Genomic DNA, 23,529 nt, shown 5'->3' on the forward strand with positions numbered 1-23,529 from the left:
AGGCTTAAATATAATGCTTTCATATCTATATAAAGTGAATAATTAATTATTTATAATCCAATAAAAATATACAAAATCTAAAATTTACAAAAAAACTATTCATCAAAAGTGACTTTTATTGTTTTAATTATCTTGAATAAAGAAATTAAAAGTAAAAAGGTTTTTTATGTTTAAAAAAATAGGATTAATTTTTTTTGGATTAGTAACTTTAATAAATGCTTCAAGTAAATGTCCAGATATACAAGATTTAAAACAACATAATGGACACTATTATGGAATAACAACTAATACTATGACTTTTGATGAAGCTAAAAAATTTGCTGAAAGTAAAGGAGGATATATAGCTATACCAAATAATGCTGCTGAGAATACTTTTTTAAAAAGTATTTTAGGTGGTAGAAAAGGTGGTTGGATTGGAGTTTATGATCCAAGTTATAGTGCAAGTTATTCATATTCAGTTGGGCAAAAGAAAAATTCTTCAAGATTTAGAGATATAAAAGGTAATGCTTTATCTTATTCCTATTGGGAAAGTTCACAACCAGATAATTTAGTTGAAGAATATGATACATACAATGGACAACAAAGAGTATCTCCTTTAGGAGAACATTGGGTAGCTATGGATGGAAATAGTGGAAGATGGTGGGATTATGGAAATCACTTTGGAATAGGAAATGCTAAATATTATGTTTTGTTAGAATTTGATTCTGTTCCTACTTGCTTTGAAGATTTATCATCAAATGTTACAGATACTTTTACAAATAAAAAATGTAGTACTCAAATATGGGATAACAAAACTGGTAACTTAGAAACTGGAACTATATTTGATTGTAGAACAGACAGTTACGGTAATACTTATTGCCCATCAGCATTATCACAATGTGGACAAGAATGGGACTATGATAACGGCTTTAGTGTTGCTGGAGTAGGGCAAGTAGTTGATTATACAGACAAAGAAGTTCATATTGAAATTGTACCTGCAAATTGTAATTGTGGATATTATTTTTCTTGTCAGTATGGGTTTTTGTATAATCATTTTTTTACAAAAACACGAGCAGAGTCAGAATCCTATTTTTTGCAATGTGTTGCTCAAGGTGGTTTTGGTTTAAATGTAGGCTTTTATCAGTGTGCCGATGGAGTTGAGCCAAAAACAATAGGAATGACTACTCAGAACATTCAAATACCTACAGATATGAGCTGTAAAACAGAGATAGCAACAAAAAAATGCAGTCCTGGCTATACAGAAACAACAAGTTCTGAAACTTCAAAAGGAGAATGTAAAAAGACTATAGAATATACTTACTATAACTATCTATGTAATAACTCAAAAAATGAACAAGGATATAACTATACTCCAATAAACTCTGGTGGAAATTGTAATAAAATAGATTCAAATAATACAACTGCCAATCCTGAACTTACTAATCCTTGTAATAACTCAACTCCTCCAGTAAATAATTGTAAAAGAGAAAAATTTATGTGTCAAGCAAATAAAGATCGTCCTTGCTCTTTTGTAGATAACTCTTGGCAATGTAGTCCATTTCCTTGTTTTGGTGGGAATGATATTGTTCCTGAAGGAGATGTAGAAGGAGCTAATGATAAAAACAATGATGGATGGAATGAAAATGGTATGTGTGATGGACAAATATATATATTTAATGGAAAAGATAGAAGATGTAGAAGTTCAGATACTTTTTTTGGATTAGCTGGTGGTGGTTGTTGCGATAAAGATAAAGTATTTATGGGATTAATAGAATGTAAAGAAAATGAAAAATTACTTGCAAAACAAAATAAAGCCGAATTATGTACTGAAATAGGTGAGTATTGTTCTAAAAAAATAAATCTTGGATTTGCAAAAATATGTGTTCAAAAATCTAAAGGACATTGTTGTTTTGGTAGTAAACTTGCAAGATTTGTACATGAACAAGGTCGTTCACAAATAGGAATAGAATGGGGAAGTCCTGAAAGTCCACAATGTAGAGGTTTTACTCCAGAGGAGTTTCAAAAATTAGATTTCTCAAAAATTGATTTAACAGGTGCTTTTGATATGCCAGAAATAAATCAAACAGATTTAACAAATAAGATTAATAATACTGTTGAAAATTTCAAAAATATGGTTAGTAGTGGAAATAATTAGGTATAAGGAGGAAATATGTCAAGAGATACTGGATTTGATGGTAGAGATATAGAGTGGCATAATAAAGGCTATAGTAAAGATATAGAATTTGATAAATCAAAAGAGAATAGAGATAAAAATGTAAAAGAGTTAAATTGTGGAAGTCCTATGGGATTTATTTCTAGTTTACAAGAGATTAGCGTTCAGGAAAACTTACTAGATGGAAGTATAGATAAAAATTTATTTACTCTCCAAAAAACAATCTGTGCTTTAAGAAATGGAATGAATTTAGGATTTACTTCAAGCCTTACAATTATATTGCATATAGTTTTTTGTTATATATTCTCTTTTGAATATATTATAAATTTATTTAAAAGTAATGAGATTATGGGATTATTTATAAAGTATTTACCTGCCATTGTAACTATTGCTATAACTGTTTATATATCAAACTTAAGTAAATATGCTGTTGGTGATTATACTGCTAGAGCATTAAAAATATTTTATATTGGTAAAATGACATCTACTGTAATGGTTGGTTTCGTGACTTTTTTATCTTTTATATATTTAGAAGTTTTATTAAATAAAATTAGTTTTAATAACTCAATGATATATGCAAAGAATATGTTTTATAGTGATATTAACACTATTTACTATATTACAATAATGCTTATTTTAATATCTTCATTCTTACCTTTCTTGTTCTATGGGTTTAGAAAGTTTTTGTTTAATTCTAGTGAAAAATTTAAATATGATGAGTATTGATTTTGGATTGTAGATTATTAAATGCTTCTAGGGAATTAAATACATATCTTAGCAACTTATTAAAAAGTGAGAAGCATCCAAAAATAGTTAATTACACAAATATTGGTAAAGGTTTTACTCTTAATGATTTAAAAAAAGAAGAGTTTATAGATATCAATTTAGATAATGACCATAGACGAGGGCATGTTATTGGTTTTGGAACAACTGGAGCTGGAAAATCAAGATTTATTGAGAATATGGTTGAACAAGATATTATGGTTCAAGGAAATTGTGTAGTTATTATTGATCCAAAGATTGATAATGCTTTATTAAGTAGAACATATCAAGCTGCTGTTCGTTCTGGAAATGAAAAGGCATTTATGCTTTTATCACCAGTTCATCCTCATCTATCTATAAAACTAAATCCAATGAGTCAATATTATATGGATGAAGAGATTGTTGGACATATTGTATCTGCTATTGAAACTAGTGGAGATGTTTTCTTCTATAATATTGCTTTGGAGGTTTCTACTGCGATTGTTAAATCAAGATTACTTATTAAAAAATATATAAAAGATCATACACCTTTAAGTTTTAGAGAAATATATAAATATGTAAGCCACGATGGATTGTTACAATTAAAAGAAAATCTTGAAAAAATTAGTAATTCAAGAGATAGAGATTTAGAAGATATGGTCAATTTGATAAATAATGTTTTAGGTTCAAATGCTGATTATTTCTCAAAAGTTGTTTCTTCTTTAAGAACAGTATTAACACAAATGAGTACAGGAGCAATTGGTGCTGTATTTGGTGGAGCAAAAAGAAATAGATTTATTGAAATGCTAGAGAATGATGAAAAAGTTATTCTATATGTTCAAACACCATCTATGCTTACAAAGAAAACATCTGATATTGTATCTAAAGTATGTCTTTCTATGATACAGTCTTGTATTGGTAGAAAATCTGTTGTAGATGAGAAGTTTACTCATGGATTGTCTATCTACATTGATGAAGCTTCTAACTCTTTGTATCAAGGTGTTGAAAACCTATTTAATAAAAGTAGATCTACTGATACAAGAATTACTGCTTTATCTCAAAACTATGCTGATTATATTGATTCTGTTGGAAGAGAAAAAGCTAAAATGATTTTAGGAAATGCAAATGGAAAAATATTCCTAAGACTTACTGACCCAGATTCTGCTGAAGATGCAGCAAGATATGCAGGTGAAATAACAAAATGGGATTCTGTAATCTCTACAAATGGGATAATGTCTAAACAAACAAAAGATATGGCATTGAAGCCTGATGATTTAATGAGTCTTAAGCCAAGAGAGTTTTATTACTTTGGTATGGAAGGGAAGTTTAAAGGTAAAACTACTCCTATTGGTGATACTGAAATAAAAATAACTCCTCCAAAAATGGTGAATAGAAGATGATGCAAAGATTTCAAATGATGGTATTTTATACAATTTGGATTTTATTTCTTATTGTTATTTCTATTGGATATGCAAATTATCACTATTTTGGTACTTTGAGTTTAAACTTGAATATTGTAACCTTGCTAGTAAAAGCATATCCTTTTACAACAATATTTATAATTATATTTTTATTGATAGTAGTATTTTACCAGTTTAAAATATATAGAGAGAAGATAAAGAATAGAAGAAATTGCCAAATTACTTACGTTGATTTAGAAAAAATAGCTCATTTATGGTTAGAATTTGAAGAAATAGAAGATAATATAGAACATAAAATGATGGAAAAAATGGAAGTATCATTTGATGAATCTAAAAAAGATATTCAAGAAGTAATAAATACTCTTATAGGTAATAGAACTATAACTGATATGAATTTCTATAAAAAATATGTATTTAATTATTTGGATTCTTTCTCTAAACAAGAATTAGAAATTGTAGCTGTTTTATATGAATTACTAGAAACAAAAGCAAAAGAATTGCCTTCTGTTGCAACTTTATATAAATCTGATACAGATAAAAATATATACAAAGATATAGTATCAGAAAAATTAACATCTTATGAGATTTTGTATAAAGTAAATTTATTTGATCATACAATGAATGTTGTTGATAGTATGTACAACCTTTTAATTAAAGAAAAAGACTCTTTTGTGTTTGGTTGGAGTAGGATGTTAATTTCTGCATTATCTCATGATATTGGCAAAATAGAAAAGATTGAGTCTTTAAAGGGGTTAAGTGGCTTAGATAAGGGTAAATATGAAAATAATACTCATGAGAATATAAGTAGATTGATATTAAGTAATGCCTTCCCTGGTTATGAGTATATAGATGATGTTTGTGAGATTATAGAAAAACATCACTTGCAAAGTATAGATGAAAAAAATAAAAACTATAAAGCGATTAAATATTTAAAAAATGCTGATCAAATGGCAAGAAAATTAGAAATTAAAGAGTATTTAAATAATAAAAAAGACAATATCAAAAAAGACGATATTGAAAATAAAGAAAATCTTTTAGATGAAATAATTCCAGATGATGATTTAAAATATTTTGAGAATGCATCTACTCCAAATGATAAGAATGAAGTAGAGGTTATTTTAAGAAATCATAATGATAATATAAAGAATTTAGTAGAACCTAACAAAATAGCTGAATCTGATACTATAAATAAAGCAATAGATAATAAAAAAGATATGATCCATCCAGAACAAGAAGTTGATCTGAATCCTTCTGATATTGGAAATCTAATAGAAATGCTTATAAATAGTATTAATGAAGTAGAAATATCTCCTAAAACAAAAAGATTAAAATTAATATCTATTTCTGATTCAGATGAGCTTTATATACCTAAAGATATTTTTACAAAGTTTGTAAAAAGTGCTGGTATAAGTTTAACTATTGAAAAAGATTTATCAAATTTAATAAAAAAACTTAAATCAGATAATGTATTAAAATATGAAACAAGTAATATAACAATTGATGGATTTGGAAATTTAGCATATAAATCAAGAAGAGATTATGTTGTATTTAGCTTAGAAAGTATGGGTATAACAGCAGAGGAAGCTGATTTAAAAAAGAGAAATCAAGAGCATTTACGAAATGTTACTATCAATAAAGGCAAAAGAGAGGATTAAAATATGAATAAAAAAAGATTTAATGGTAATTTGTTTTCTGAAAATATTGAATCTGGATTTTTAGAGATAATAAAACCTCAAGTTTCTTCTATGTTCAAGAAGTTAAATACTATGTCACCAGAACTTGAAAGAGAATGGAAAGATTTATTTGCAAAAAATGTTATTTTGTATGTAGATGGATTTTTAGAAGAGATGGCTGATGAGTTAAAAATGCCTTATAATAGAGATATGAGAATTGAAAAATTAAAAGAATATTTTGAAAAGATTGATTCTAATAGGGTGGAATGACCCTAAGCTAGTAGACTTTTTTATTCAGTTAACACCTTGGGGTGAGTAACACTATCATTGAATCGGTTCATAGACAATTTAGGAAACTTACTAAAACCAAAGGTGCATTTCCAAATGATAATTCACTTTTAAAATTGCTTTATATGGGTATTTAAAATGCTACAAAAAATGGAATATGCCAATGTGGAACTGGAACTTAACACTTTCACAATTGGCTATATTTTTTGAGGGTAGATTAGATAGCGAACTTAAAATTTAAGTTATGGTGTGATAGGATTCCTCCTATCAGAGTTACTTTGACACGAAATATTTAATGTTCTCAAATACTTTAAATCTAAGTATTTTAATTTAATATATAAATCTCATAGGTTTATATTTAGTCATAGTCCAAAAAATAAAAGAAAAGAATATTATAAAGGCATAGGTAGCAAAACCAATATCTCTTCCATTTTCTTTTTCATAAAAGTATCTATCAACTACTTGTTCAAAAGACTTTTTTGTTGATCCTCTAATAGAATAAACACCACTTAAACTACATTGACTATTTACAAACTCCAAATATTTTCCATTAAGCCAAACATCAGGTCTTTCTCCCATAACATTTGTACTAATTGTCATTACATCATGTATTTTAGTATCCCAAGCCCCTTTCCCTCTACAATTTTCTGGATGAGTTATCCTTTTTGCCCACTCAGAAGAATATGGATTTTTTTGCCAATCATCATTTTTATTAATTATCTTATCTCTCATTTGGTTTTTTATTTGTTCTCTTGATTGTTCATTTAATTCTGAATAATTAGTATTAGCAAAAGAAAGACTTGATACAAAAACAAGTATATTGATTAAATTTTTCATGTAATTTCTCTTTTTATTTATATATTTTGAATTTTAACATTTAACAAAAATAAAAACAACCAAATATGAAAATTATTTTAATTTTTTTATTTTCTAATAATAAATTATACTTAGAAGTTTATTATATATTTTATATTTTGTCCCAAGAAGGACAAGGTTATAATAGTTAAGTATTAAGATTATTTAAAGGTCTCTTCAATATATGACAAGTGAATTTTCTATTTCTATTTTTGAAGAACTATAAGTTGGATTATCGCCCTGTTGTTTTGATAATTTAATGTAATTATCGATTAGCTTCTTTTTATAAATTTTATTATACTTAGGAGTCATTGAATGATAACTAGCTAAAACTTCCCAACTCCATTTACCTTTGTTTAATTTTATTTTTTTTTCAATAATGCTACAAGCATTTTTATAGGATATATTTTTGTCAAAATAGTTATCTAATGGGTATTTAAAGCTATTATAATTAATTTGAAAAAGACCCAAATCTAAATTAGTGATTTTGTTTTTGATTAGTGATTTAGAAATATTTATGCAGTTCTGAATATTTATACAATCTATTAACATATTATCATCTGTTTTTTTGTACTCAAAACCATTTAATATATTTTTGAATTTTTTTAATGTTGAGGTTTCATTTGTTCTTATGAAATATGGATATGAGGTTTCATTCTCTGTAATTTTTATTGTTTTAAGAAGTATATCAGGAACAATACATCTTTCATTATTATTTGCAAAAGATATTTGAAATATAATAAATAAAGATAATATTGCTCTCATTGATATTATTTTATAACCTCAAAGCTTTTAATAACAAGTTTTTTATTATTAACTCTATAATTAAAATTTATTCTTGCTTTTTTCTCTTCCATTGCTATATTACCTGTCATAGTTTTTAAAAGTCCTTCGACTGTAAAACTATTATTTTGGTGATTTTCTAGTAATTTTAAAGGATAAAAAGCTTGATAGATATTGTCTTTTTTGATTTGTTCAGCTTCTTTAACTAAAAAATCTTTGATTGCTTTTGCTTCCATTGGATCACTACTAAAATAACCTTGAATAGAATCAAAAGTTTTATTAACATTAGATGGACTAATAGTTAGTAAAGCACTACTTAAATGAAAACCAATTTGTTCGTAATAGCTATAGCTAAATGCATTTCCCACATTTTCAAATTCGCTTGTTATGTAAGGAGGTGTTATTATTATTTTACTATTTTTGCTAGTGTTTATTACAGTTATTGCAAGGAATAAATTTGTTAATACTAGTAAAAATGAAAAAACTTTAAATAAATCTAATTGTCTTAGATTTCTGTTGTATAATCCCCAGAATCTCATCTTTGTTCATCTTTCTTTTTTTCAAAAAATAAAACACTAGCTAATATTGTGAAAAGAGCAAATGCTGGTACAAAATAATCTTGTGTTGAATCTGTTATTAAAAATTCTATAGTTGTTGCAAAAAAAACTACTATAAATAGAGTTTTTAAAACAACTATTCCATCTTTTGAGCCAAATGCTTTTTTAAGTTTATTGATTTTATCTTCCATATTTTCCTCTTTATCTTGATAATTCTCTACACCAGCTCTCTGGAACTCTATTTTTTAATCCATAGAGCCCAAAGTGATATGCTAAGTGTTTTTGATAACCAGCTTCCTTTTTTGAAGCAAGTTTATCACTAACTTTTAGGAAAATTAAACCTAATATTAAGCCTATAAATGGGTGGTTTGATAAAACTCCAAAAAATATAAAGAATAAAACTTTAATAAAATCTGACAAATCCCACCATAAAATTTGAGGTTCAGCATTTAAAAATTTAGGTATATATCTTCCTTCCATATTTGCTTCTTTTAATATATTTTTGTCAGAATATTTTGAATTCCATTTTGAATAGATTCAATATAATTAAATGTAGAACTTTCAATCATTAATGCTGTATATCTTGAATCAACCATATCTGGAATCATTCCAACTCCAAAACCAACCATTAGCATAAAAATACCAGCTAAAATTGCTCCACTTTTAAATAGGATTATTGTTAATCCTAGAAAAGCTGTCGCTATTATCTTCCCCCAAGTACCTTTTAAAGCTTCTGAAATATCTGTGTACCAATCATTTACTTCACTCCCACCTGTTCCAGCAAAAGCTGAAATGCCTAATAATCCAAGTAGAATAAATATTTTTAAGAATATTTTTTTGTTCATTTTTTACCTCTATTTTTTTAATTAATCTTCTAAAATAAGACACCAAACACTAAATAAAAAAGTAATTATTTATCTTTTCAATATTTCCTCCTTAATTTCTTTATTCAAGATAATTAAAACAATAAAAGGCACTTTTGATGAATAGTTTTTTTGTAAATTTTGGATTTTGTGTATTTTTGATTGATTTATTGTATATCTATGATTGATTATTTATTTTAAAAATATCAACTAAGTATTGACAAATAATAAAAATTTTACTAAGATTCCATATATTACTTTTATAGTTGAATAAGATTTTTTTAATCTAGTGTTTTCCAGACACATTTTTTAGATTTTTTAATCTTTAATTTTTTTAAGGCTCTCTTATCTGGAAAAGCCTTGGTAGAATTTCTTTTAATATGAGATAATTAGAAATTCAAGTCGGTAAAAAAGTCGAATGCCGACTTAAAACCCCTCTAATTGCGGGGAAGTGCTAGGCGACTAAAAAAGAAAGACTAGCAGTATTCTGTACATACTCTCGAAAGTACAGCATTTACGAATGTAAATGATAGGTTTTGTCTGTGGTTTAAAAGAGTAATCTCCACTTTTATAGTTTATAAATTGTAAAAACCGCATTTATGTAGCAAATACATAAAGTAGCAAATAGGGTAATACCTATTGGATGGTAACAATGACAAAAATAGAGACTATCAACTAAACGCAGCGAAGTTTCTTATGTAAGCATAATGAAGAGCTAAAAGGTTTGAAGAAATCATAAGCTCCACTTTTTAGCTTTTTACTATGCTTATTCTAAGAAGTTTGTTCAGAGACTGGATCGAAAGATCGTAAACTACAAGCAATATCAATCTACACTACACACAAATCACAATCAAACAATCAACATTTAATAATTCAAACAAGAAAATCTTGTTATTTATAAGGATTTATTAATGGCTGAAACAAAAGAGAATCAAAAAAAAGAAGTAGAAATTCCAAGATGGCAATTTTTACAAAATGAGAGTATTACTAGAGCAACAAATCTTATAAAAGAGCATGGTGCAAATGTTGAATTTTTAGTAATAAAAGATAAACAATTTCTTGCTGAAACTGTAAGACCGATAGAAAATATCGATGAGTCTATGGACTACCTTTACCGATTAGAAGGAAGAGGGATAAATACAGAGGATATTCAAAAATTTAGAACAGAATATCAAATGATGTGTGAACAAATTAAAACTGTTGAGAATATGGCTGTTGAGTTTTTATCAAAAGCTAGAGTTAGAACTAGCAATAGAAACTTAAATAGAAAAATACAAAGATTAAGTAAAGCATCAAATAAAGCTTCTACTGATGATAAAGAAGAAAAAGCAGGGTAAATAAGCTTTTTTAAGACAGATATACAGGTTTTGTGATTGTGTATTTGTGGTGTGTGTAGTGTAGATTGATATAAGGTAGTTGAAATGTGGGGTACATTTTGCAAAGTTTTTTATTAATATTTTGTAAATTGTAAAAGTATAGTCCGTTCTTATGTGAGAGCATAAGCTGTTTATATGTAATAGATTACATTTTAAACGGGATAGAAGTTGCGATTCTATCTGAACATTAAGGCAAGTTTATAACTAGCACAAAAAATGATTTTTTTAGTGCTAGTACTTACATCACTTAATTAAAAATCCTTTTTTGTGTTAGTTATTTAAAAATTGTTTCTAAGGAAACAAACTAACATCAAAGGAGGTGTTTATGGTATATTTTGCATATATATTATTGTTTATATTATTTTATATAATAATAAAAACAAAAGAAATAAAAATAAGCAGAGATACAATTCTGTTTTATGGAAAATATATAGCAATAGCAATAATGGGCATAGGCACTAATATTATTAGTGCAGGAATATTAGGACATTTTATGCCAGTTGAAGGAGTTACATTAGAAACATTGTTTTTAGTTAAAAATTTTGGTATAATTATTCTAATAAGTGGTGCAAAAATGCTATTAAAAATCGAAAAAGGAAAATAAAATGGTTAATGTAACTCAAGGGCTAATAGCACTAGGAACATTTACAGTTATTGTAGCTTTAATTCCAATTTTAATGGATATCTTTATGAAAGCTCCAAATAAAAAAAACAAAAAATCTTGCTAAATTCTTAGCAAACTAATCTATAAATAATTTATTGTTTAAATTAGTTTCCAGTTAATTCTGGAGGGTTTTTGTTGTCAAAAATTTGTTGCTCATATGAGTCAATCTGTAAGGATACACAATATGTCACTATCCTTATGGATAGGTGTATTCTTTAAATAATCAAAAAGGAAAAATTATGGCAAACAATACAAATACAATAAAAAGAACATATGGTAAAGAAAGAAATTTCGGAGATGTTATATATAACCCACAAACGAAAAGTGTGTTTTGTAATATTGAATTAGGTTTTTTTGGTAGAACAACATTAACTCTTATAAAAAGAGAAGATGGTGGATTCGATTTAATGAAACCATATGTTGATAAACAAGGGCAAGATCAGGTTGCAATGATAGGTAAAACTTTTCCTGCAAAGAGAAAAGATGGAACTATTATACTCGATGTAACAAAGGGTACTTTGGGTTTATTTAAAAGATATGATAAAGAGAGCAAGAAAAATCTAACAGATAATTCTGATGCACTTTTTATAACGACTTTCAAATTAAAAGAAGCTCAAAAACTTGGAGATACTGGACTTTTAAAAGTAGGGTATATATCTGGTCAATTTGGTATTGAAATAGATGGGGAACAAACTCAAAAATCAGATAATTCATATGCTTATGAAGATATGGCTGATGAGGAAATCCCGTTTTAACCAAATAAAAATACTAGATATTTTTATAGCGAAGTATTCTAACTTTAGCTTTTTGCTAAGAGAAGCTTCGCTTTTTTTATAATTAATGGCTTCTATAAGCCGATTTTGAACTTGTGAAAATAAGTTTGAATAATCGGCTTAGGCCATTATTCTATTTATTTCATACTGCTCTTAGTCGGTTTATGGAAGTCCTTTTTGGATTTCAATAAATTTTACTTACAAAATTATATAACAAGTTAAACAATCAATATATTTACTATCAACTATTTTTAGAATATGTCCTGTAAAGGATAGTAAATTATTGTTTAAGTTGATTTGATTTTTGTAGGTTTTTAGGAGCTTATGATGAGTAATGAAATGCAAACAACGAATAGAAGAACTAATCTTCAGATTTTAGACGATAAAAGAAAAGAATTAGGGGAAGGATTGTCTAAGTATAAACAATACTTAGATGTTATTCCAATTAATAAACAAGAGCAGTTTAAAAATAACTTTCTTGAACTGGCAACTCAAGACTATCTTTTGAGCATTGTAGATGTAAAAGAGTTAGTTAGATTTGCATCTATTATTACAAAAACTGGACTAGATATTAGTCCTTCAAGTAAAGAGGTTTATATTATACCTTTTGATACAAAAGCAAACAATATAAAAGTTATGTTACCACAAGCAATAATTCCTTTAAATGGTATGCAACAACTTGCTTATCAAAAAGGATTTTTATTAACAATGGAGTCTGTTTTCAAGTTTGATGATGGTTCTTTTGAGTCTGAATCAAAACTTTCAAGAATGCAACAAAGTTATTTAAGAACTGCTGATCCAAAATGGGTGGATGATCATTTTATTGGTTTTGATGTTGTTTTAGAAGATCTAAGAAAAGAACTTCCAACTCAAACAAAATTTGTTGATTTGAACTATGTTCAAGAAGCAACAAAAACCATTAAAGATAATAGATGGAAACTACAAACTTGGAGACATAAAGCAGTAAGAAGAGCTTATGGTGATTTTATGATTCCCAAAGGTAGAAAAATTGAAGCATTTGAAGAAATTGAAGCATTAAATGATTCTATTTTAGAAAATGCAGATATTTTAAGTGATAAAACTTTAACTCTTGAAAATGAACAAGCATTGCAACAATTAGGTATTAAATTACAAAAATTTAATGGTATTGCACTAGCTTCAAATTTTCAAGGAAAAGAAAAATATCTTGAAGAATATGGTTTTGTAAAAAATGGAGGTAACTGGTCGATTCCGTATGTTGAAAAACCTTCTCAAATTCCAGCTCCTAAAAATGTAGAACCAAAAAAAGAAAATAAAGGACCTATTAGCCCAGCTGCTAAACTTTTTAGTTATTTGAACAAAAAACAATTAGATAATGAACAGATAAAAGTGTTTGTTAATGATGTTTTGGGTCTTACTAAAGAGGATACTGAAGGGATTAATGAAGTATTGGCTGACTTGAAATTACTTGATCTAATGATTGATGAATATGTTAATTCAAATTCTCAACAAAATATCAGTGATGAAAAAATTGCAGATACATTATTTTAGGAATTGAAATGATTATGCAAGATGAAATTATAAATGAAATAATTTATAAAGGACTACGAGATAATAGAGTAATAGATGAAATATATTCTTTTGCTATTCAACTTGTAGAAAATGAATCTTATTCAGTAGCTGAAGCAGTTGCAATAGCTATAAAAGAACAAGAATTTAATAGAAAACAAAATAGTTGCCATTAAAGGCTAATTTACCCAAAGGGGTTTAGGACTAGTTCCATTCCCCTCTGGGGATTGGTCTGTCCTTTTTATAAAAGGTTGGTTATGAGTGCAAATAATACAAATAAAGTATCTTTATTAAAAGCAAAATTTGAAAGTAATTTTAGACAAGCTTTAAAAAAAGATACAGAAAATTCTTTGGGTGATCGTTCAAAATATATTGGAGCTTCTGATATATCAGGTTGCCTTAGAAGTGCATATTTGTCTAAAGTTGCAAAAAAAGAAGATGATATTTCTCAACTTCTTACTTTTGAACGAGGACATCAATTTGAGAATATTGTAAGAAAATTCTTGCATGGTGAAACTTTCAAAGAACAAGTGGAGATAAAAAATGCAAAAACTAGCAATGGATTTGCTTTAAAACCTCACTTGGATTTTGTAATCTACGACAAAGAGAGAAAAAAAGCAACTATAGTCGAAGCTAAAAGCACTAAAAATACAATAGAGCTTTATGAATCGTATGTGTTGCAAATTCAAATACAAATGGGACTATTACAAGAGCAATGCGGTGATAAATGGACGGTTAATGGGTTGATTTTTGTTATCTCAACAGAATCTGAATATGGAATATTCCCAGTTGAGCAAAACAAAACCCTTTTTGACATGGCAATGCAAAGAGCAGATGTTTTAGCAGATGCTATCAAAAAAGGTATTGAACCAGAAGCAGAAATACAAGCTTATTGTAGTATGTGTCCGTTTAAAGGTGATTGTAAAGCTGTTTCTAAAGGAGTAGATAAACAATTACCTTTTAATATCAAATCTTCAATTCGGAAATTGAAAACTCTTCAAGGAGCAGAAAAAGAGATTAAAAATATAAAAGAGACAGTTAAGTCGTTTATGGAAACAACAAATACTTTTGTTGCGAAATGTGATGATACAACTGTTTCATTATGTAAAAGTTCAGGAGATCAATATTCAGTAGATGTAAATCTATTAAGAGTTGAGCAACCTGATATTTATGCTAAGTATAGAAAAGAATCGAAAGGTTCTACTTGGCTTAGAATAATTTAACTAAAAAGCCTTATCTATAAAATCTTTCACTCTCCAATCAGAGTCTTTTTTCCAATTTAAAAATGTTAAAAAGAATCCACAAAACAATAAAAATATTGCAGCTTCTTTAGAGCCTTCTAAATTGCTCATAAAAAATATTGCAGCTGGAATGATTGTTAGAATATAGATTATTAGATAGCTTTTTTTCAATACTAAGGTCCTTATTAAATTTAGGGATTATACAAAATGTTGTCTTATGACTTACCCATTAGGGATATTAACTTATACCTATGGGATAGTTATATCTCTTTTAATGTCATTAAAGGAGAATAAAATGACAAAAATTAATTATAAATCACTTCTTATTGGAATTGTACATAGTGTAATTATTCCATTTATACTAGTTTATATAAGCAAAAACCTATTTATTGGTTTAGCTTATTATCTTATTCCAATTACTGCATATGAAACATTTGCTACACAAAAAGAAGGAAGCAAAGCAGTGTTTTACACTATTTCTATTTTCATTTCTTTAGTGTTATTGATAGCAATGGGAGGTATGTAAAATGGATTGGGAATCAAGAGAAAATATTGCAGAACTTTTACAAGAATTGCAAGAAGAGTATTAAATATATAAAGGAGAAAAATAATGTCAATGATAAAGACAGAATCAATCGAAAGATTAAAACAACATATCAATATTGTTGATGTTGTTGATTCTTTTATTGAGTTAAAGAAAAATGGTACAAATTTTAAAGCTTGTTGTCCATTTCATGGAGAAAAAACTCCATCTTTTGTTGTAAGTCCTTCAAAACAAATTTATAGTTGTTTTGGTTGTGGGGTTAAAGGTGATGCAATTAAATTTGTAATGGAATATGAAAGAGTTAGTTATCCAGAAGCTGTTGAAAAAATAGCAGCTATAACTAACTTTCAATTAGATTATGAAGATGAAAACTATGAGCCTAAAAAACCAATAGTTGTTGTAGCTCCTAAAGTAAAAGAGGAGAAAAAAATAAAATATTTTATTCCATCTTTAAAAAGAGATGCGAATTTAAAAGATGGTTTTAAAAATTATGTTTCTTTGCCTTTAAAGTTTAAGATGATGCTTATTTACACATTCATTTATAATTTTTCTTTAGAACAAGATCAAGCTAAAAAGATTGAATATTTTTCAAAAAGAGAAGTGAATTTAAACCACTCATCAATTAATAAACTTGGATTTATTCCAGTTGAAAAATTTGATGAATTAACTCTTAAGTTAATTAAATGGTTTGGAGAGGATGTATTAGTGGATTTGAATATCTTAAATGATGTAGAGCATGAAAAAGCTCCATTAAAATTTAAACTTTGGTATATAAAGCAAGGCGGAGTAATTACATTCCCATCTTTTCATATTTACCAAACAAATCTTGTAACATCTTTTATGTTTAGACCAACTCAACCAGAAAAATGGATGAGTAAATCTCATATGAAAGAGATACAAATGTCAAATAATGACTTGTATTCAAGTGCTCCTTTTGGATTAACTTATGATTTTATTGCAAATAAAAATGCAATTAAATGTTTAGTTGAAGGTGGTCCAGATACTTTATGTAATGAAGAAACTTTCAATGGTAAAGATTTTCTTTTTATTGGAAGCCCAGGAACTAATGGTTTAAAAGAAGAACATTTGAATTTGTTAAAAGGTCAAACTTTAAGGATTATGCTTGACCCTGATAATGCAGGTCGTATGGCAACATATGGCTCAGTAACTATCAGTTGTGAAGAATTTACTAAAAGGTTTGCAAAAGACAAAAAAGGATTACAAGAGATAGAGATTCAAAAAAAATATTTAGATTTGAACAAAATCAAATATTATGAATCTCATAATGATGGATATGCTCAAAAATGCTTAAATGCAGGAGTAATACCTGAATTGTGTTCTTGGAATCCAGAATTTGGAGATATGAATGATGTGAGAAAACTTGCATTAAGTGGAGAAGCTCCATTTAAATCGATGGAAGAATTTTTTAAAAAATTTGTATCTGTTGTTAAAAAATATAAGTTGCCTTAATAGGCTAACCCGCTAGGGATATGAATTTATCCCTATGGGATAGTTCTATTTCTTTCATCAAGGAGATTAAAATGGCAAATACAGAAAATAAAGTAAAAGAATATATCTTAGGAGATATATTTTGTGATACTCCAAATATGGATAATGATTGGGATATTTTTATGAATAACAAAAAAAATGAATATCCTGATGGATTTCAGGTTTGTGAAGCTTATGAACTAGAGAGTGCAAGAGATATTAGAAATTTAATGCAGATGAGATTGGAAGATTTAATTAGATTATCTGAAAATATTATTCCAAAAAATATCTATATTCTTGAAGAAAGAGATACTTGGTATTCAGATAATGATGTAGTTCAACTAGGAGTTTTTGACTCTTTAGATAAAGCTGTTGAAGCTGCTACAAAAGAATATGGAAAGTTAGAAAAAGATAGAAGTGATTGCCATTATAAACCAATTAAAAATCCAAACAATGTAAAGCTTTTTATTAAAGAAGCTACATTAAATGTTTTTGAGGAGTTGTAATATGGAAAAACTTCAAAACTTTATCGAAAATAACTCTCCGTTATTTCTATTTGATTTTTATGGTGCATTGTCTTTAGGACTTGAAGAAGAAAATATTAAACAAGAAATATGGAAGAAAGTTGAAGGAATGACTGAAATGGAAATTTTTGAACATTTCTTTAATTCTAGTACTCTTGAAGATGAACCTGGTTGTACAGATGAGGATATTGAAAGAATTTCTGATTTTGGAGAAGAATATTTTGGAGGAAAACAATGGGAGTAATCACATATGCAAAGCCTCCATCTTTAAAAATTGTTCCAAAAGAACATTTTTGGGTTTCAGGATTAAAAAGAGCATTTGACCTAAGTGCAATTATGCCTTTATATCTTTATGTTTTAAATAATCTTGAAAAAATTGAAAGAGATAAAGATTTGGAAATTACTATCGGTAGTTCTACAATTGTCTATCAAGTAAATAAAAAAGATGATATTCAACTAATTACAGGTTGGGTAGGAAATAGAGGAAGTCAAAATATTTATATGAATATTTAATTGACAAATCGAATTAATATTTTTTAAGTTGCCTTTAAAGGCTAACCAATAAACCCAAAGGGGGTAGGACAAAATCCATTCCCTTTTGGGGATTGGTGTCTGTCCTTTTTATAAAAGAAGGGCTTAAAATGAGTAGAAATAGCTTAATAGATGTAAATAAACATCAAAATAAATTAAGAAAAATTGTAGCTTTGAATGAAGCTGGAGCAATTATCTTTACGGATAAAACTTCAATAGCTTTAAACACAAGTATTAGTAGAAGTGAGTTTATTGAAGACTTTAAGTCTGACATAGATAAAACTGCTACATATTTAATTGATAGCTTAGGAATTATAAACTCAATAAAAAATGGTTTAATTCAAGAACTTGATATACTAGATAATAGTGTAGAGAGTTTTTTTGGAAGCACCTATAAAGATGGAGTAATAACTCTATCTGGAGTTGAGTTTATCCCTGGACTTCAAATGAAAAAAAGTGAACTTATAGATAAAATCTATAATAATCTTTTTGGTGTAAGCAAAAAAGAGTTAAATACTCTATCTAAAACATTAGTTAGATATGAAACAGCTACTTCTGATATAGAAAAAGCTTTATTATATCCATCTACTGTAATGGCTGATAATCTTATTGAAAAAATTGGTTTAATAAACCATAATTTTAATGAATTTAGAAGCAAGATGGATTATTATGAATTATCAGAATTTAACACTTCTTTTTGTAGAAGTGGTATAGATGATGTAATTCAAAACTCTACTTATATTGATACTAAAGGGGTTAGACAACTAGCTAATTCTCATAAAAACAAACTTTCAATTATTTCTGAATTATCTGAACATCTAAAACAATGTACATTTAAGTATGTACAAGCTATTGAAATAGATGCAGATGGAGATCCAAAAAAAGTATTTAATGTAATTTCTCAAATCGAAAGATTAAAGATAAACATTAAAGAAAAATTTGTGTTAAAGTTTAGAAAATTGGGAAATCATAATGCTAAAGGATTATACCTTGGTGGATTAAATATAGTAGCTGAAGATGTGAGAGATAGTAGTGCTTTATTACACGAAATTGCTCACTGCATTCATATTGGTAATCAACAAATAAATAACTCAAAATTTGTAAATTACATGATAAGTAAATTATCTAGTAAGATAGATTTTGAGAATATACCAGATAAATTTAAAATTGAAGCTGCTAGAAAAAATAATTACTATAATGATCCAAAAGAAGTTATAGCAAGAGCTTTAGAAATAGCAGCTTTATTTGCTAATGAAACTTCAAGAATTATCTGGAGTGATGCAGATTTAGATTTAATAAAATCAAGATCTCATTATGAGGAATTTGAAGGGCTTTATTTTAACTTTAACTCTTTTGACAATGAAACAAAAGGTGAGATGTTAAAACTTTGGGAATTATTTTATGAAACTTCTTATTATGAAGTAGTAAACACAGATGTTGATCTGTTTCTAAAAATTGATACTAAATTCAAAAGAGTTGAAAAATCAATCGATGAAATCATCAAAGAGGGAATTAAAATATCTTTAAAAGAGAAAAAAGAGCTTTACTCATTAGTGAAAGCAGATACTATTGATTTAATCATAAAAAACAAACCTTCAACATTAGGAATTCAGAATTTAGCATTAGTGCTTTTTAAAGATATTTTTATGTGGGGTTGTATGAGTAAAAAGACTAGTGTAGAGAACTGGGTAGATGTAATTGAAAACCAATTTGCAAAAATATTCATAAAGCTAAATTCGGTTGTAAAAGCAGAATTAAGTGATATCGAATATTTTGAGTATCTTTCAAACTTTCAAAAAAATGTATTTGATAATGTAGATAACATTATTGGTTGTAATGGATTTAAAAATTTAGACTTTAGAGTTAAATTGAAAAATTCTTTAGTCAAAGAGATAAACTGGACTGAATATAAAAATTTTAGAGACTCTCTTGTTCATTTTGGACCTATTTCTTTAATTGAAAGAGATTTGTTATTAGATATAGAATTTGTAAAAAAATACTATAGTGAATATGATGAATATGCTTTAAAGCTTAGAGAATCTAATCTTTTTTCAGAAGAGATTTGTGTCGAGATATACCAATATCTTTATGACATAGAAAAAACAAGTTTTATTCCAAGTAAAACACTTGAATATATGGTTAAAAAAGAGCGTGTCGAGATGAATTCACATATGATAAATATGCTAGAAAGAGACAAAGATATAAACAAAATAATCACTGATTTAGAAGCAAAAGAGCCAGATAAATTAAAAGAAGTTACTAAAGAGTATGAAAAAAGAAGATCTACTTTGTCTTTTAACGGGACTCTTGGTGATAAAATTGAAGAGATAAAGCATCTCCAAAAACAAGAGTTTGAAGAGTTAATAAAAAACTCAACAATTGAAGATTTTGAACATACAAAAACTGGTGAAAAATTAAAAGTAATGAAAATTAGTGAGAGAATTCCTAATTTCAAAGCTTTTAATGAATATTTAATAAATAATAAAATCGCATATTATTCAAAATATGCACAAGGTTTTATTATCAAAAACATACAAAGAGTTCAAATTGCAAGTGCTATAGCTATGGCTATTTATAGTCCAGAATTACTTGAAACTTTTGCAACAGGTACTCTATTTTAAAAATAAAAAACTAACAAAACTAATCATCTAACAAATTACATATAAATCTTTAATTTGACTGCATTGCAGAGGATAAAGTATTGTCTATTTGAATTGATTGGGTTTTGTTTCTAAAAGGAAAAATTATGGCTCAAAAAATAGAAGAAAAATTGTTAAAAATTGCAAAAGCAATTATTGAATATAGAGATTTTTTCAGTAGTGAAAAAACACATTTCAAAAGAAATTGGAAAGTTGAACTTCAAGAGAATAGTCTAAAAAATACTCAAATTGGAGTTTTAATAAACAACTTTGATATTGAGAAAATCATTGAACAAATAGATGCTAATTCAAGTGAAGAAGAAATATTTTCTTTGCTTAAAAAAGTGTATCAAGCTAAAAACCAATTCAATATTGGTGATAAGGTTGATTTTGTAAATGATTATGGTGTTATTTTTAAAGATCATACAATCACTAACTTCACATTATATGAATTTGGTGGGTATTTATATGATACAGATAAAAATGATACTTCTTGGTGTTGGAAAAAAGAAAAAAATTTACATCTTTCAGGTACCTATGTAGAACCTAATCCTGATCTTGAATTAAACAATGGTTCAATTGCAAAATACAAAGAGATAAGTTGCTGGGGGAATAGAGTCTATCTAATTGATGATTTGTCAATAAATGTTGTGATGGTTGATGGGGAACTTCATACTATGAATGGTGAAGATGAGCCTATTGAACCATTAAAAAATGATTGGCAACCAAAAGAACTTGTTAGATGCATTAATTGCGAATGGCAAGGAGAAGAAGAGGAATTAGATGATTGTGAAGATGATAGGGAACCGATAAAAGGTTGTCCTAATTGTAAAACAGATAGTTATCTTTCTGATGTAAAACAACATTAATGCCATTCAGGAGAAGAAAATGAAAAGTGTAATGAGTTTTCCTGAAAGAGGTACTTATGGAGATAGTAAATGGAGAGGCAATACAAGTGGTTTTGTTATTAAAGAGTTAATTGAACACTTTAATCCAAAACTATTTGTTGATGCTTGTGAAGGTTCTGGAACGAGTAGAGATGTTTGCAAAGAAATGGAAGTAGGTTATGTAGGTCTTGATTTATATAAAGGTCAAGATTTTACAAAAGATTATATCTTAAATCAACTACCACATCCAGCAGATATTTGCTTTACTCACCCTCCTTATCATTCAATGATTAAATATAGTGGAAGTGTTTATGGAAATGAAATAATTCATGGAGATACATCTCATTGTATTACTCCAGAAGAGTTTATCTCAAAATCACAAGTTATGTTACTAAACCAAAGAGAAGCTACAAAAGAGGGTGGTATATATTGCACTCTTATTGGAGATCAAAGAGGTGGAACACTTGGTAGTGGAAAATTTAAAAGCTATCAAGCTGATTTAATTTCTATGATGCCAAAAGATGAACTGTTATCTGTAGCTATTAAACTACAACATAATTGCTTATCTGATAATCGTGTATATAATGGGAACTTTGTACCTATTTTACATGAGTATCTTTTAATTTGGAAGAAAAAAAGTAAATCTCTTTTTGCAGTATCTTTCGATATTGCAAGTGAACTTCAAAGCAGGGTAGCTACTACTTGGAGAAATTGCATAAGAATAGTAATGATGAAGCTTCAAAAAGCTGATTTAAATACTATCTATGAAGAAATAGAAAAAGTTGCTGGACAGTTAATTGCTAAAAACGAAAACTGGAAAGCTAAGATTCGCCAAACGCTTCAAAAACATTATACAAATGTTGAGAGAGGTGTTTGGGCCTTAAATTAATATTTTATAAGGATATTTATATGAGTAAAATTCAAACAAATATCTTTGATTTTATTGAAGATTTAAATCATGATACAAAAAATATTGAAGATGTAGAGCTTGTAAATATTGATTATTCTGATATTCCTAATATTGAAATTGATGAATTACTTTCACAAATACAAGATTTAATTAATAAAAAAGTTTTAGAAAGGACAGATAAATATTTTAGATTATGTCTATCCTTTAAACCATATGTTACTAAATCTGAATTCACTGAAACTTATATGCTTATGGCTCTTGCTTGGAGTGATTCTGCTATTTACAATTATATTTTTGAAAATGGTGGTAATAAACTATCTACTGAAGAATATTTGAATATTTGTGATTCTAACGGTGCTTATACCAAAAGAGCATGGGAAGTATTTAATAAAGATAGAAGTCTTACACCAAAAGATTTAATGAAGAAATTTGATATAAAAGGACATATTCGTCCAATTTCTTATGCAAATGGTAGTAAAGAAGATTGTGAAAGAGCATTAAATATTTTAATTGAATGGAATATTAATCATATAAAATCATTATCGGAGCTTCAAGCTGATAATAAATACAACTTTATAAGAATTCATCGAAGAAAAGGTGAAATTGAAAGCACTCGTTGTATGAATGGTGAGTGTATTGGTGGAATTATGACAAGAGAAGTAGCTTTCTAAGTTGATTTTAGAAGTTAATATAAAAATTAAAGGATAAAAAATGCAAAGATATGAAATTACAATAATTGAAAAAAGAATGCTATCTACTACTGTAGAAGCAAATAATGAAGAAGAAGCAAAAAAACTTTTTTTAGATGACAGAATAAATATGTCTGATTTTAAAGAAGTTGATGGTTCTCAAGAAACTTATCATTATGAAACTTGTAAATTTGATGAACCAAATTGGCAAGATGTGCTAATCAAAAAAGCATATGATTTTGGTTTTATTGAGATATCTCAAGGAGCTGAAGCAATTAAGATTATCGATAAGTATAATAATGAAGATGAACTTTTTGAAGCACTTAATAATAGTGAAGATAAATTATCACAAGCTATTGCAAATGCTACTCAAATATAAGGA

At 27.4% G+C, this 23,529-nt stretch carries 29 protein-coding genes and 1 pseudogene; 23 read left to right on the forward strand and 7 right to left on the reverse strand.

Features of this window, described 5'->3' with window-relative positions; translation table 11 throughout:
* The first annotated feature begins 166 nt into the window (after positions 1-166).
* From traN to ALANTH_RS05485, 6 genes and pseudogenes are all read left to right on the forward strand, one after another.
* Positions 167-2,134 carry a conjugal transfer protein TraN gene (gene traN / locus ALANTH_RS05460; protein WP_119171290.1) on the forward strand — a complete coding sequence of 656 codons (1,968 nt, stop codon included), beginning with the start codon at positions 167-169 and terminating at the stop codon, positions 2,132-2,134.
* Between the two features lie 15 nt (positions 2,135-2,149).
* Positions 2,150-2,878 carry a hypothetical protein gene (locus tag ALANTH_RS05465; protein ID WP_026807668.1) on the forward strand — a complete coding sequence of 243 codons (729 nt, stop codon included), beginning with the start codon at positions 2,150-2,152 and terminating at the stop codon, positions 2,876-2,878.
* 2 nt (positions 2,879-2,880) lie between these two features.
* On the forward strand, positions 2,881-4,293 hold the full coding sequence (locus ALANTH_RS05470; RefSeq protein WP_148299446.1) for a type IV secretory system conjugative DNA transfer family protein: 1,413 nt from the start codon (positions 2,881-2,883) through the stop codon (positions 4,291-4,293).
* On the forward strand, positions 4,290-5,969 hold the full coding sequence (locus tag ALANTH_RS05475; RefSeq protein ID WP_026807670.1) for an HD domain-containing protein: 1,680 nt from the start codon (positions 4,290-4,292) through the stop codon (positions 5,967-5,969). Before ALANTH_RS05470 ends, ALANTH_RS05475 begins: the two co-directional genes overlap by 4 nt.
* 3 nt (positions 5,970-5,972) lie before the next feature.
* Positions 5,973-6,257, forward strand: a complete 285-nt coding sequence (locus ALANTH_RS05480) for a hypothetical protein (RefSeq protein WP_026807671.1) — start codon at positions 5,973-5,975, stop codon at positions 6,255-6,257.
* A 56-nt stretch (positions 6,258-6,313) separates the two neighbouring features.
* Positions 6,314-6,516, forward strand: a pseudogene (locus ALANTH_RS05485) (IS256 family transposase); the annotation flags it as partial.
* Between the two features lie 89 nt (positions 6,517-6,605).
* On the opposite strand, the gene ALANTH_RS05490 reads toward ALANTH_RS05485, so the two are convergent.
* The 6 genes from ALANTH_RS05490 to ALANTH_RS05515 all read right to left on the reverse strand — a co-directional run bounded on the left by ALANTH_RS05490 (position 6,606) and on the right by ALANTH_RS05515 (position 9,315).
* Positions 6,606-7,112 carry a hypothetical protein gene (locus ALANTH_RS05490; protein ID WP_026807672.1) on the reverse strand — a complete coding sequence of 169 codons (507 nt, stop codon included), beginning with the start codon at positions 7,110-7,112 and terminating at the stop codon, positions 6,606-6,608.
* A gap of 195 nt (positions 7,113-7,307) precedes the next feature.
* On the reverse strand, positions 7,308-7,895 hold the full coding sequence (locus tag ALANTH_RS05495; RefSeq protein ID WP_026807673.1) for a hypothetical protein: 588 nt from the start codon (positions 7,893-7,895) through the stop codon (positions 7,308-7,310).
* Between the two features lie 5 nt (positions 7,896-7,900).
* Complete coding sequence (locus ALANTH_RS05500) at positions 7,901-8,452, reverse strand: TraE/TraK family type IV conjugative transfer system protein (protein WP_026807674.1); 552 nt, start codon at positions 8,450-8,452, stop codon at positions 7,901-7,903.
* Positions 8,449-8,661: a hypothetical protein gene (locus ALANTH_RS05505; RefSeq protein ID WP_026807675.1), complete on the reverse strand. Its 213-nt coding sequence runs from the start codon at positions 8,659-8,661 to the stop codon at positions 8,449-8,451. The genes ALANTH_RS05500 and ALANTH_RS05505 overlap by 4 nt, the downstream gene beginning before the upstream one ends.
* 10 nt (positions 8,662-8,671) lie before the next feature.
* Positions 8,672-8,950, reverse strand: coding sequence for a type IV conjugative transfer system protein TraL (gene traL / locus ALANTH_RS05510; RefSeq protein ID WP_026807676.1), 279 nt, complete (start codon positions 8,948-8,950; stop codon positions 8,672-8,674).
* Between the two features lie 11 nt (positions 8,951-8,961).
* Complete coding sequence (locus tag ALANTH_RS05515) at positions 8,962-9,315, reverse strand: hypothetical protein (protein ID WP_029888319.1); 354 nt, start codon at positions 9,313-9,315, stop codon at positions 8,962-8,964.
* Positions 9,316-10,244: 929 nt separating this feature from the next.
* Between ALANTH_RS05515 and ALANTH_RS05520 the strand changes: the two genes are divergently transcribed.
* The 7 genes from ALANTH_RS05520 to ALANTH_RS05545 all read left to right on the forward strand — a co-directional run bounded on the left by ALANTH_RS05520 (position 10,245) and on the right by ALANTH_RS05545 (position 14,917).
* Complete coding sequence (locus ALANTH_RS05520; RefSeq protein WP_026807677.1) at positions 10,245-10,670, forward strand: hypothetical protein; 426 nt, start codon at positions 10,245-10,247, stop codon at positions 10,668-10,670.
* A gap of 364 nt (positions 10,671-11,034) precedes the next feature.
* A complete protein-coding gene (locus ALANTH_RS05525; protein ID WP_026807678.1) occupies positions 11,035-11,313 on the forward strand; it encodes a hypothetical protein in 279 nt (92 codons plus the stop codon).
* A gap of 1 nt (position 11,314) precedes the next feature.
* On the forward strand, positions 11,315-11,437 hold the full coding sequence (locus tag ALANTH_RS11470) for a hypothetical protein (RefSeq protein WP_257119464.1): 123 nt from the start codon (positions 11,315-11,317) through the stop codon (positions 11,435-11,437).
* Positions 11,438-11,612: 175 nt separating this feature from the next.
* A complete protein-coding gene (locus ALANTH_RS05530; RefSeq protein ID WP_026807679.1) occupies positions 11,613-12,128 on the forward strand; it encodes a hypothetical protein in 516 nt (171 codons plus the stop codon).
* Between the two features lie 345 nt (positions 12,129-12,473).
* The gene (locus ALANTH_RS05535; protein WP_026807680.1) at positions 12,474-13,676 is read left to right on the forward strand and encodes a hypothetical protein; all 1,203 of its coding nucleotides are present in this window, start codon (positions 12,474-12,476) and stop codon (positions 13,674-13,676) included.
* 8 nt (positions 13,677-13,684) lie between these two features.
* Positions 13,685-13,870, forward strand: coding sequence for a hypothetical protein (locus ALANTH_RS05540; protein ID WP_026807681.1), 186 nt, complete (start codon positions 13,685-13,687; stop codon positions 13,868-13,870).
* Positions 13,871-13,951: 81 nt separating this feature from the next.
* Positions 13,952-14,917 carry a PD-(D/E)XK nuclease family protein gene (locus ALANTH_RS05545; RefSeq protein ID WP_026807682.1) on the forward strand — a complete coding sequence of 322 codons (966 nt, stop codon included), beginning with the start codon at positions 13,952-13,954 and terminating at the stop codon, positions 14,915-14,917.
* Here ALANTH_RS05545 and ALANTH_RS05550 read toward each other — a convergent pair whose 3' ends face one another.
* Positions 14,918-15,106 (reverse strand): hypothetical protein, encoded by a 189-nt coding sequence (locus ALANTH_RS05550; RefSeq protein WP_026807683.1) that lies wholly within the window; start codon positions 15,104-15,106, stop codon positions 14,918-14,920.
* A gap of 124 nt (positions 15,107-15,230) precedes the next feature.
* On the opposite strand from ALANTH_RS05550, the gene ALANTH_RS05555 reads away from it, so the two are divergent.
* The 10 genes from ALANTH_RS05555 to ALANTH_RS05600 all read left to right on the forward strand — a co-directional run bounded on the left by ALANTH_RS05555 (position 15,231) and on the right by ALANTH_RS05600 (position 23,526).
* Entirely contained in the window at positions 15,231-15,461 is a 231-nt protein-coding gene (locus ALANTH_RS05555; RefSeq protein ID WP_026807684.1) for a hypothetical protein, read from the forward strand.
* Between the two features lie 90 nt (positions 15,462-15,551).
* Positions 15,552-16,949 carry a CHC2 zinc finger domain-containing protein gene (locus ALANTH_RS05560; protein WP_081801328.1) on the forward strand — a complete coding sequence of 466 codons (1,398 nt, stop codon included), beginning with the start codon at positions 15,552-15,554 and terminating at the stop codon, positions 16,947-16,949.
* Between the two features lie 71 nt (positions 16,950-17,020).
* Positions 17,021-17,473, forward strand: coding sequence for a hypothetical protein (locus ALANTH_RS05565; RefSeq protein ID WP_026807685.1), 453 nt, complete (start codon positions 17,021-17,023; stop codon positions 17,471-17,473).
* A 1-nt stretch (position 17,474) separates the two neighbouring features.
* Entirely contained in the window at positions 17,475-17,735 is a 261-nt protein-coding gene (locus ALANTH_RS05570; RefSeq protein WP_026807686.1) for a hypothetical protein, read from the forward strand.
* On the forward strand, positions 17,726-18,004 hold the full coding sequence (locus ALANTH_RS05575; protein WP_026807687.1) for a hypothetical protein: 279 nt from the start codon (positions 17,726-17,728) through the stop codon (positions 18,002-18,004). The genes ALANTH_RS05570 and ALANTH_RS05575 overlap by 10 nt, the downstream gene beginning before the upstream one ends.
* Positions 18,005-18,132: 128 nt before the next feature.
* Complete coding sequence (locus tag ALANTH_RS05580) at positions 18,133-20,643, forward strand: hypothetical protein (RefSeq protein WP_026807688.1); 2,511 nt, start codon at positions 18,133-18,135, stop codon at positions 20,641-20,643.
* A gap of 125 nt (positions 20,644-20,768) precedes the next feature.
* A complete protein-coding gene (locus ALANTH_RS05585) occupies positions 20,769-21,530 on the forward strand; it encodes a hypothetical protein (protein ID WP_026807689.1) in 762 nt (253 codons plus the stop codon).
* 19 nt (positions 21,531-21,549) lie between these two features.
* Positions 21,550-22,437, forward strand: a complete 888-nt coding sequence (locus tag ALANTH_RS05590; protein ID WP_026807690.1) for a hypothetical protein — start codon at positions 21,550-21,552, stop codon at positions 22,435-22,437.
* A 20-nt stretch (positions 22,438-22,457) separates the two neighbouring features.
* Positions 22,458-23,129 (forward strand): hypothetical protein, encoded by a 672-nt coding sequence (locus ALANTH_RS05595; protein WP_026807691.1) that lies wholly within the window; start codon positions 22,458-22,460, stop codon positions 23,127-23,129.
* A gap of 40 nt (positions 23,130-23,169) precedes the next feature.
* Positions 23,170-23,526 carry a hypothetical protein gene (locus tag ALANTH_RS05600; RefSeq protein WP_026807692.1) on the forward strand — a complete coding sequence of 119 codons (357 nt, stop codon included), beginning with the start codon at positions 23,170-23,172 and terminating at the stop codon, positions 23,524-23,526.
* Positions 23,527-23,529: the final 3 nt, after the last annotated feature.

Source organism: Aliarcobacter lanthieri (genome assembly GCF_013201625.1).
Classification (GTDB): Bacteria; Campylobacterota; Campylobacteria; order Campylobacterales; family Arcobacteraceae; genus Aliarcobacter; species Aliarcobacter lanthieri.

Coding starts and splice junctions, on each gene's coding strand:
- ALANTH_RS05600 (WP_026807692.1), top strand. CDS start 23,170: ATGCAAAGATATGAAATTACAATAATTGAAAAAAGAATGCTATCTACT.
- ALANTH_RS05480 (WP_026807671.1), top strand. CDS start 5,973: ATGAATAAAAAAAGATTTAATGGTAATTTGTTTTCTGAAAATATTGAA.
- ALANTH_RS05540 (WP_026807681.1), top strand. CDS start 13,685: ATGATTATGCAAGATGAAATTATAAATGAAATAATTTATAAAGGACTA.
- ALANTH_RS05495 (WP_026807673.1), bottom strand. CDS start 7,895: ATGAGAGCAATATTATCTTTATTTATTATATTTCAAATATCTTTTGCA.
- ALANTH_RS05575 (WP_026807687.1), top strand. CDS start 17,726: ATGGGAGTAATCACATATGCAAAGCCTCCATCTTTAAAAATTGTTCCA.
- ALANTH_RS05475 (WP_026807670.1), top strand. CDS start 4,290: ATGATGCAAAGATTTCAAATGATGGTATTTTATACAATTTGGATTTTA.
- ALANTH_RS05565 (WP_026807685.1), top strand. CDS start 17,021: ATGGCAAATACAGAAAATAAAGTAAAAGAATATATCTTAGGAGATATA.
- ALANTH_RS05570 (WP_026807686.1), top strand. CDS start 17,475: ATGGAAAAACTTCAAAACTTTATCGAAAATAACTCTCCGTTATTTCTA.
- ALANTH_RS05560 (WP_081801328.1), top strand. CDS start 15,552: ATGATAAAGACAGAATCAATCGAAAGATTAAAACAACATATCAATATT.
- ALANTH_RS11470 (WP_257119464.1), top strand. CDS start 11,315: ATGGTTAATGTAACTCAAGGGCTAATAGCACTAGGAACATTTACAGTT.
- ALANTH_RS05535 (WP_026807680.1), top strand. CDS start 12,474: ATGAGTAATGAAATGCAAACAACGAATAGAAGAACTAATCTTCAGATT.
- traL (WP_026807676.1), bottom strand. CDS start 8,950: ATGGAAGGAAGATATATACCTAAATTTTTAAATGCTGAACCTCAAATT.
- ALANTH_RS05515 (WP_029888319.1), bottom strand. CDS start 9,315: ATGAACAAAAAAATATTCTTAAAAATATTTATTCTACTTGGATTATTA.
- ALANTH_RS05595 (WP_026807691.1), top strand. CDS start 22,458: ATGAGTAAAATTCAAACAAATATCTTTGATTTTATTGAAGATTTAAAT.
- ALANTH_RS05580 (WP_026807688.1), top strand. CDS start 18,133: ATGAGTAGAAATAGCTTAATAGATGTAAATAAACATCAAAATAAATTA.
- ALANTH_RS05585 (WP_026807689.1), top strand. CDS start 20,769: ATGGCTCAAAAAATAGAAGAAAAATTGTTAAAAATTGCAAAAGCAATT.
- ALANTH_RS05505 (WP_026807675.1), bottom strand. CDS start 8,661: ATGGAAGATAAAATCAATAAACTTAAAAAAGCATTTGGCTCAAAAGAT.
- ALANTH_RS05525 (WP_026807678.1), top strand. CDS start 11,035: ATGGTATATTTTGCATATATATTATTGTTTATATTATTTTATATAATA.
- ALANTH_RS05520 (WP_026807677.1), top strand. CDS start 10,245: ATGGCTGAAACAAAAGAGAATCAAAAAAAAGAAGTAGAAATTCCAAGA.
- traN (WP_119171290.1), top strand. CDS start 167: ATGTTTAAAAAAATAGGATTAATTTTTTTTGGATTAGTAACTTTAATA.
- ALANTH_RS05590 (WP_026807690.1), top strand. CDS start 21,550: ATGAAAAGTGTAATGAGTTTTCCTGAAAGAGGTACTTATGGAGATAGT.
- ALANTH_RS05490 (WP_026807672.1), bottom strand. CDS start 7,112: ATGAAAAATTTAATCAATATACTTGTTTTTGTATCAAGTCTTTCTTTT.
- ALANTH_RS05465 (WP_026807668.1), top strand. CDS start 2,150: ATGTCAAGAGATACTGGATTTGATGGTAGAGATATAGAGTGGCATAAT.
- ALANTH_RS05530 (WP_026807679.1), top strand. CDS start 11,613: ATGGCAAACAATACAAATACAATAAAAAGAACATATGGTAAAGAAAGA.
- ALANTH_RS05500 (WP_026807674.1), bottom strand. CDS start 8,452: ATGAGATTCTGGGGATTATACAACAGAAATCTAAGACAATTAGATTTA.
- ALANTH_RS05545 (WP_026807682.1), top strand. CDS start 13,952: ATGAGTGCAAATAATACAAATAAAGTATCTTTATTAAAAGCAAAATTT.
- ALANTH_RS05555 (WP_026807684.1), top strand. CDS start 15,231: ATGACAAAAATTAATTATAAATCACTTCTTATTGGAATTGTACATAGT.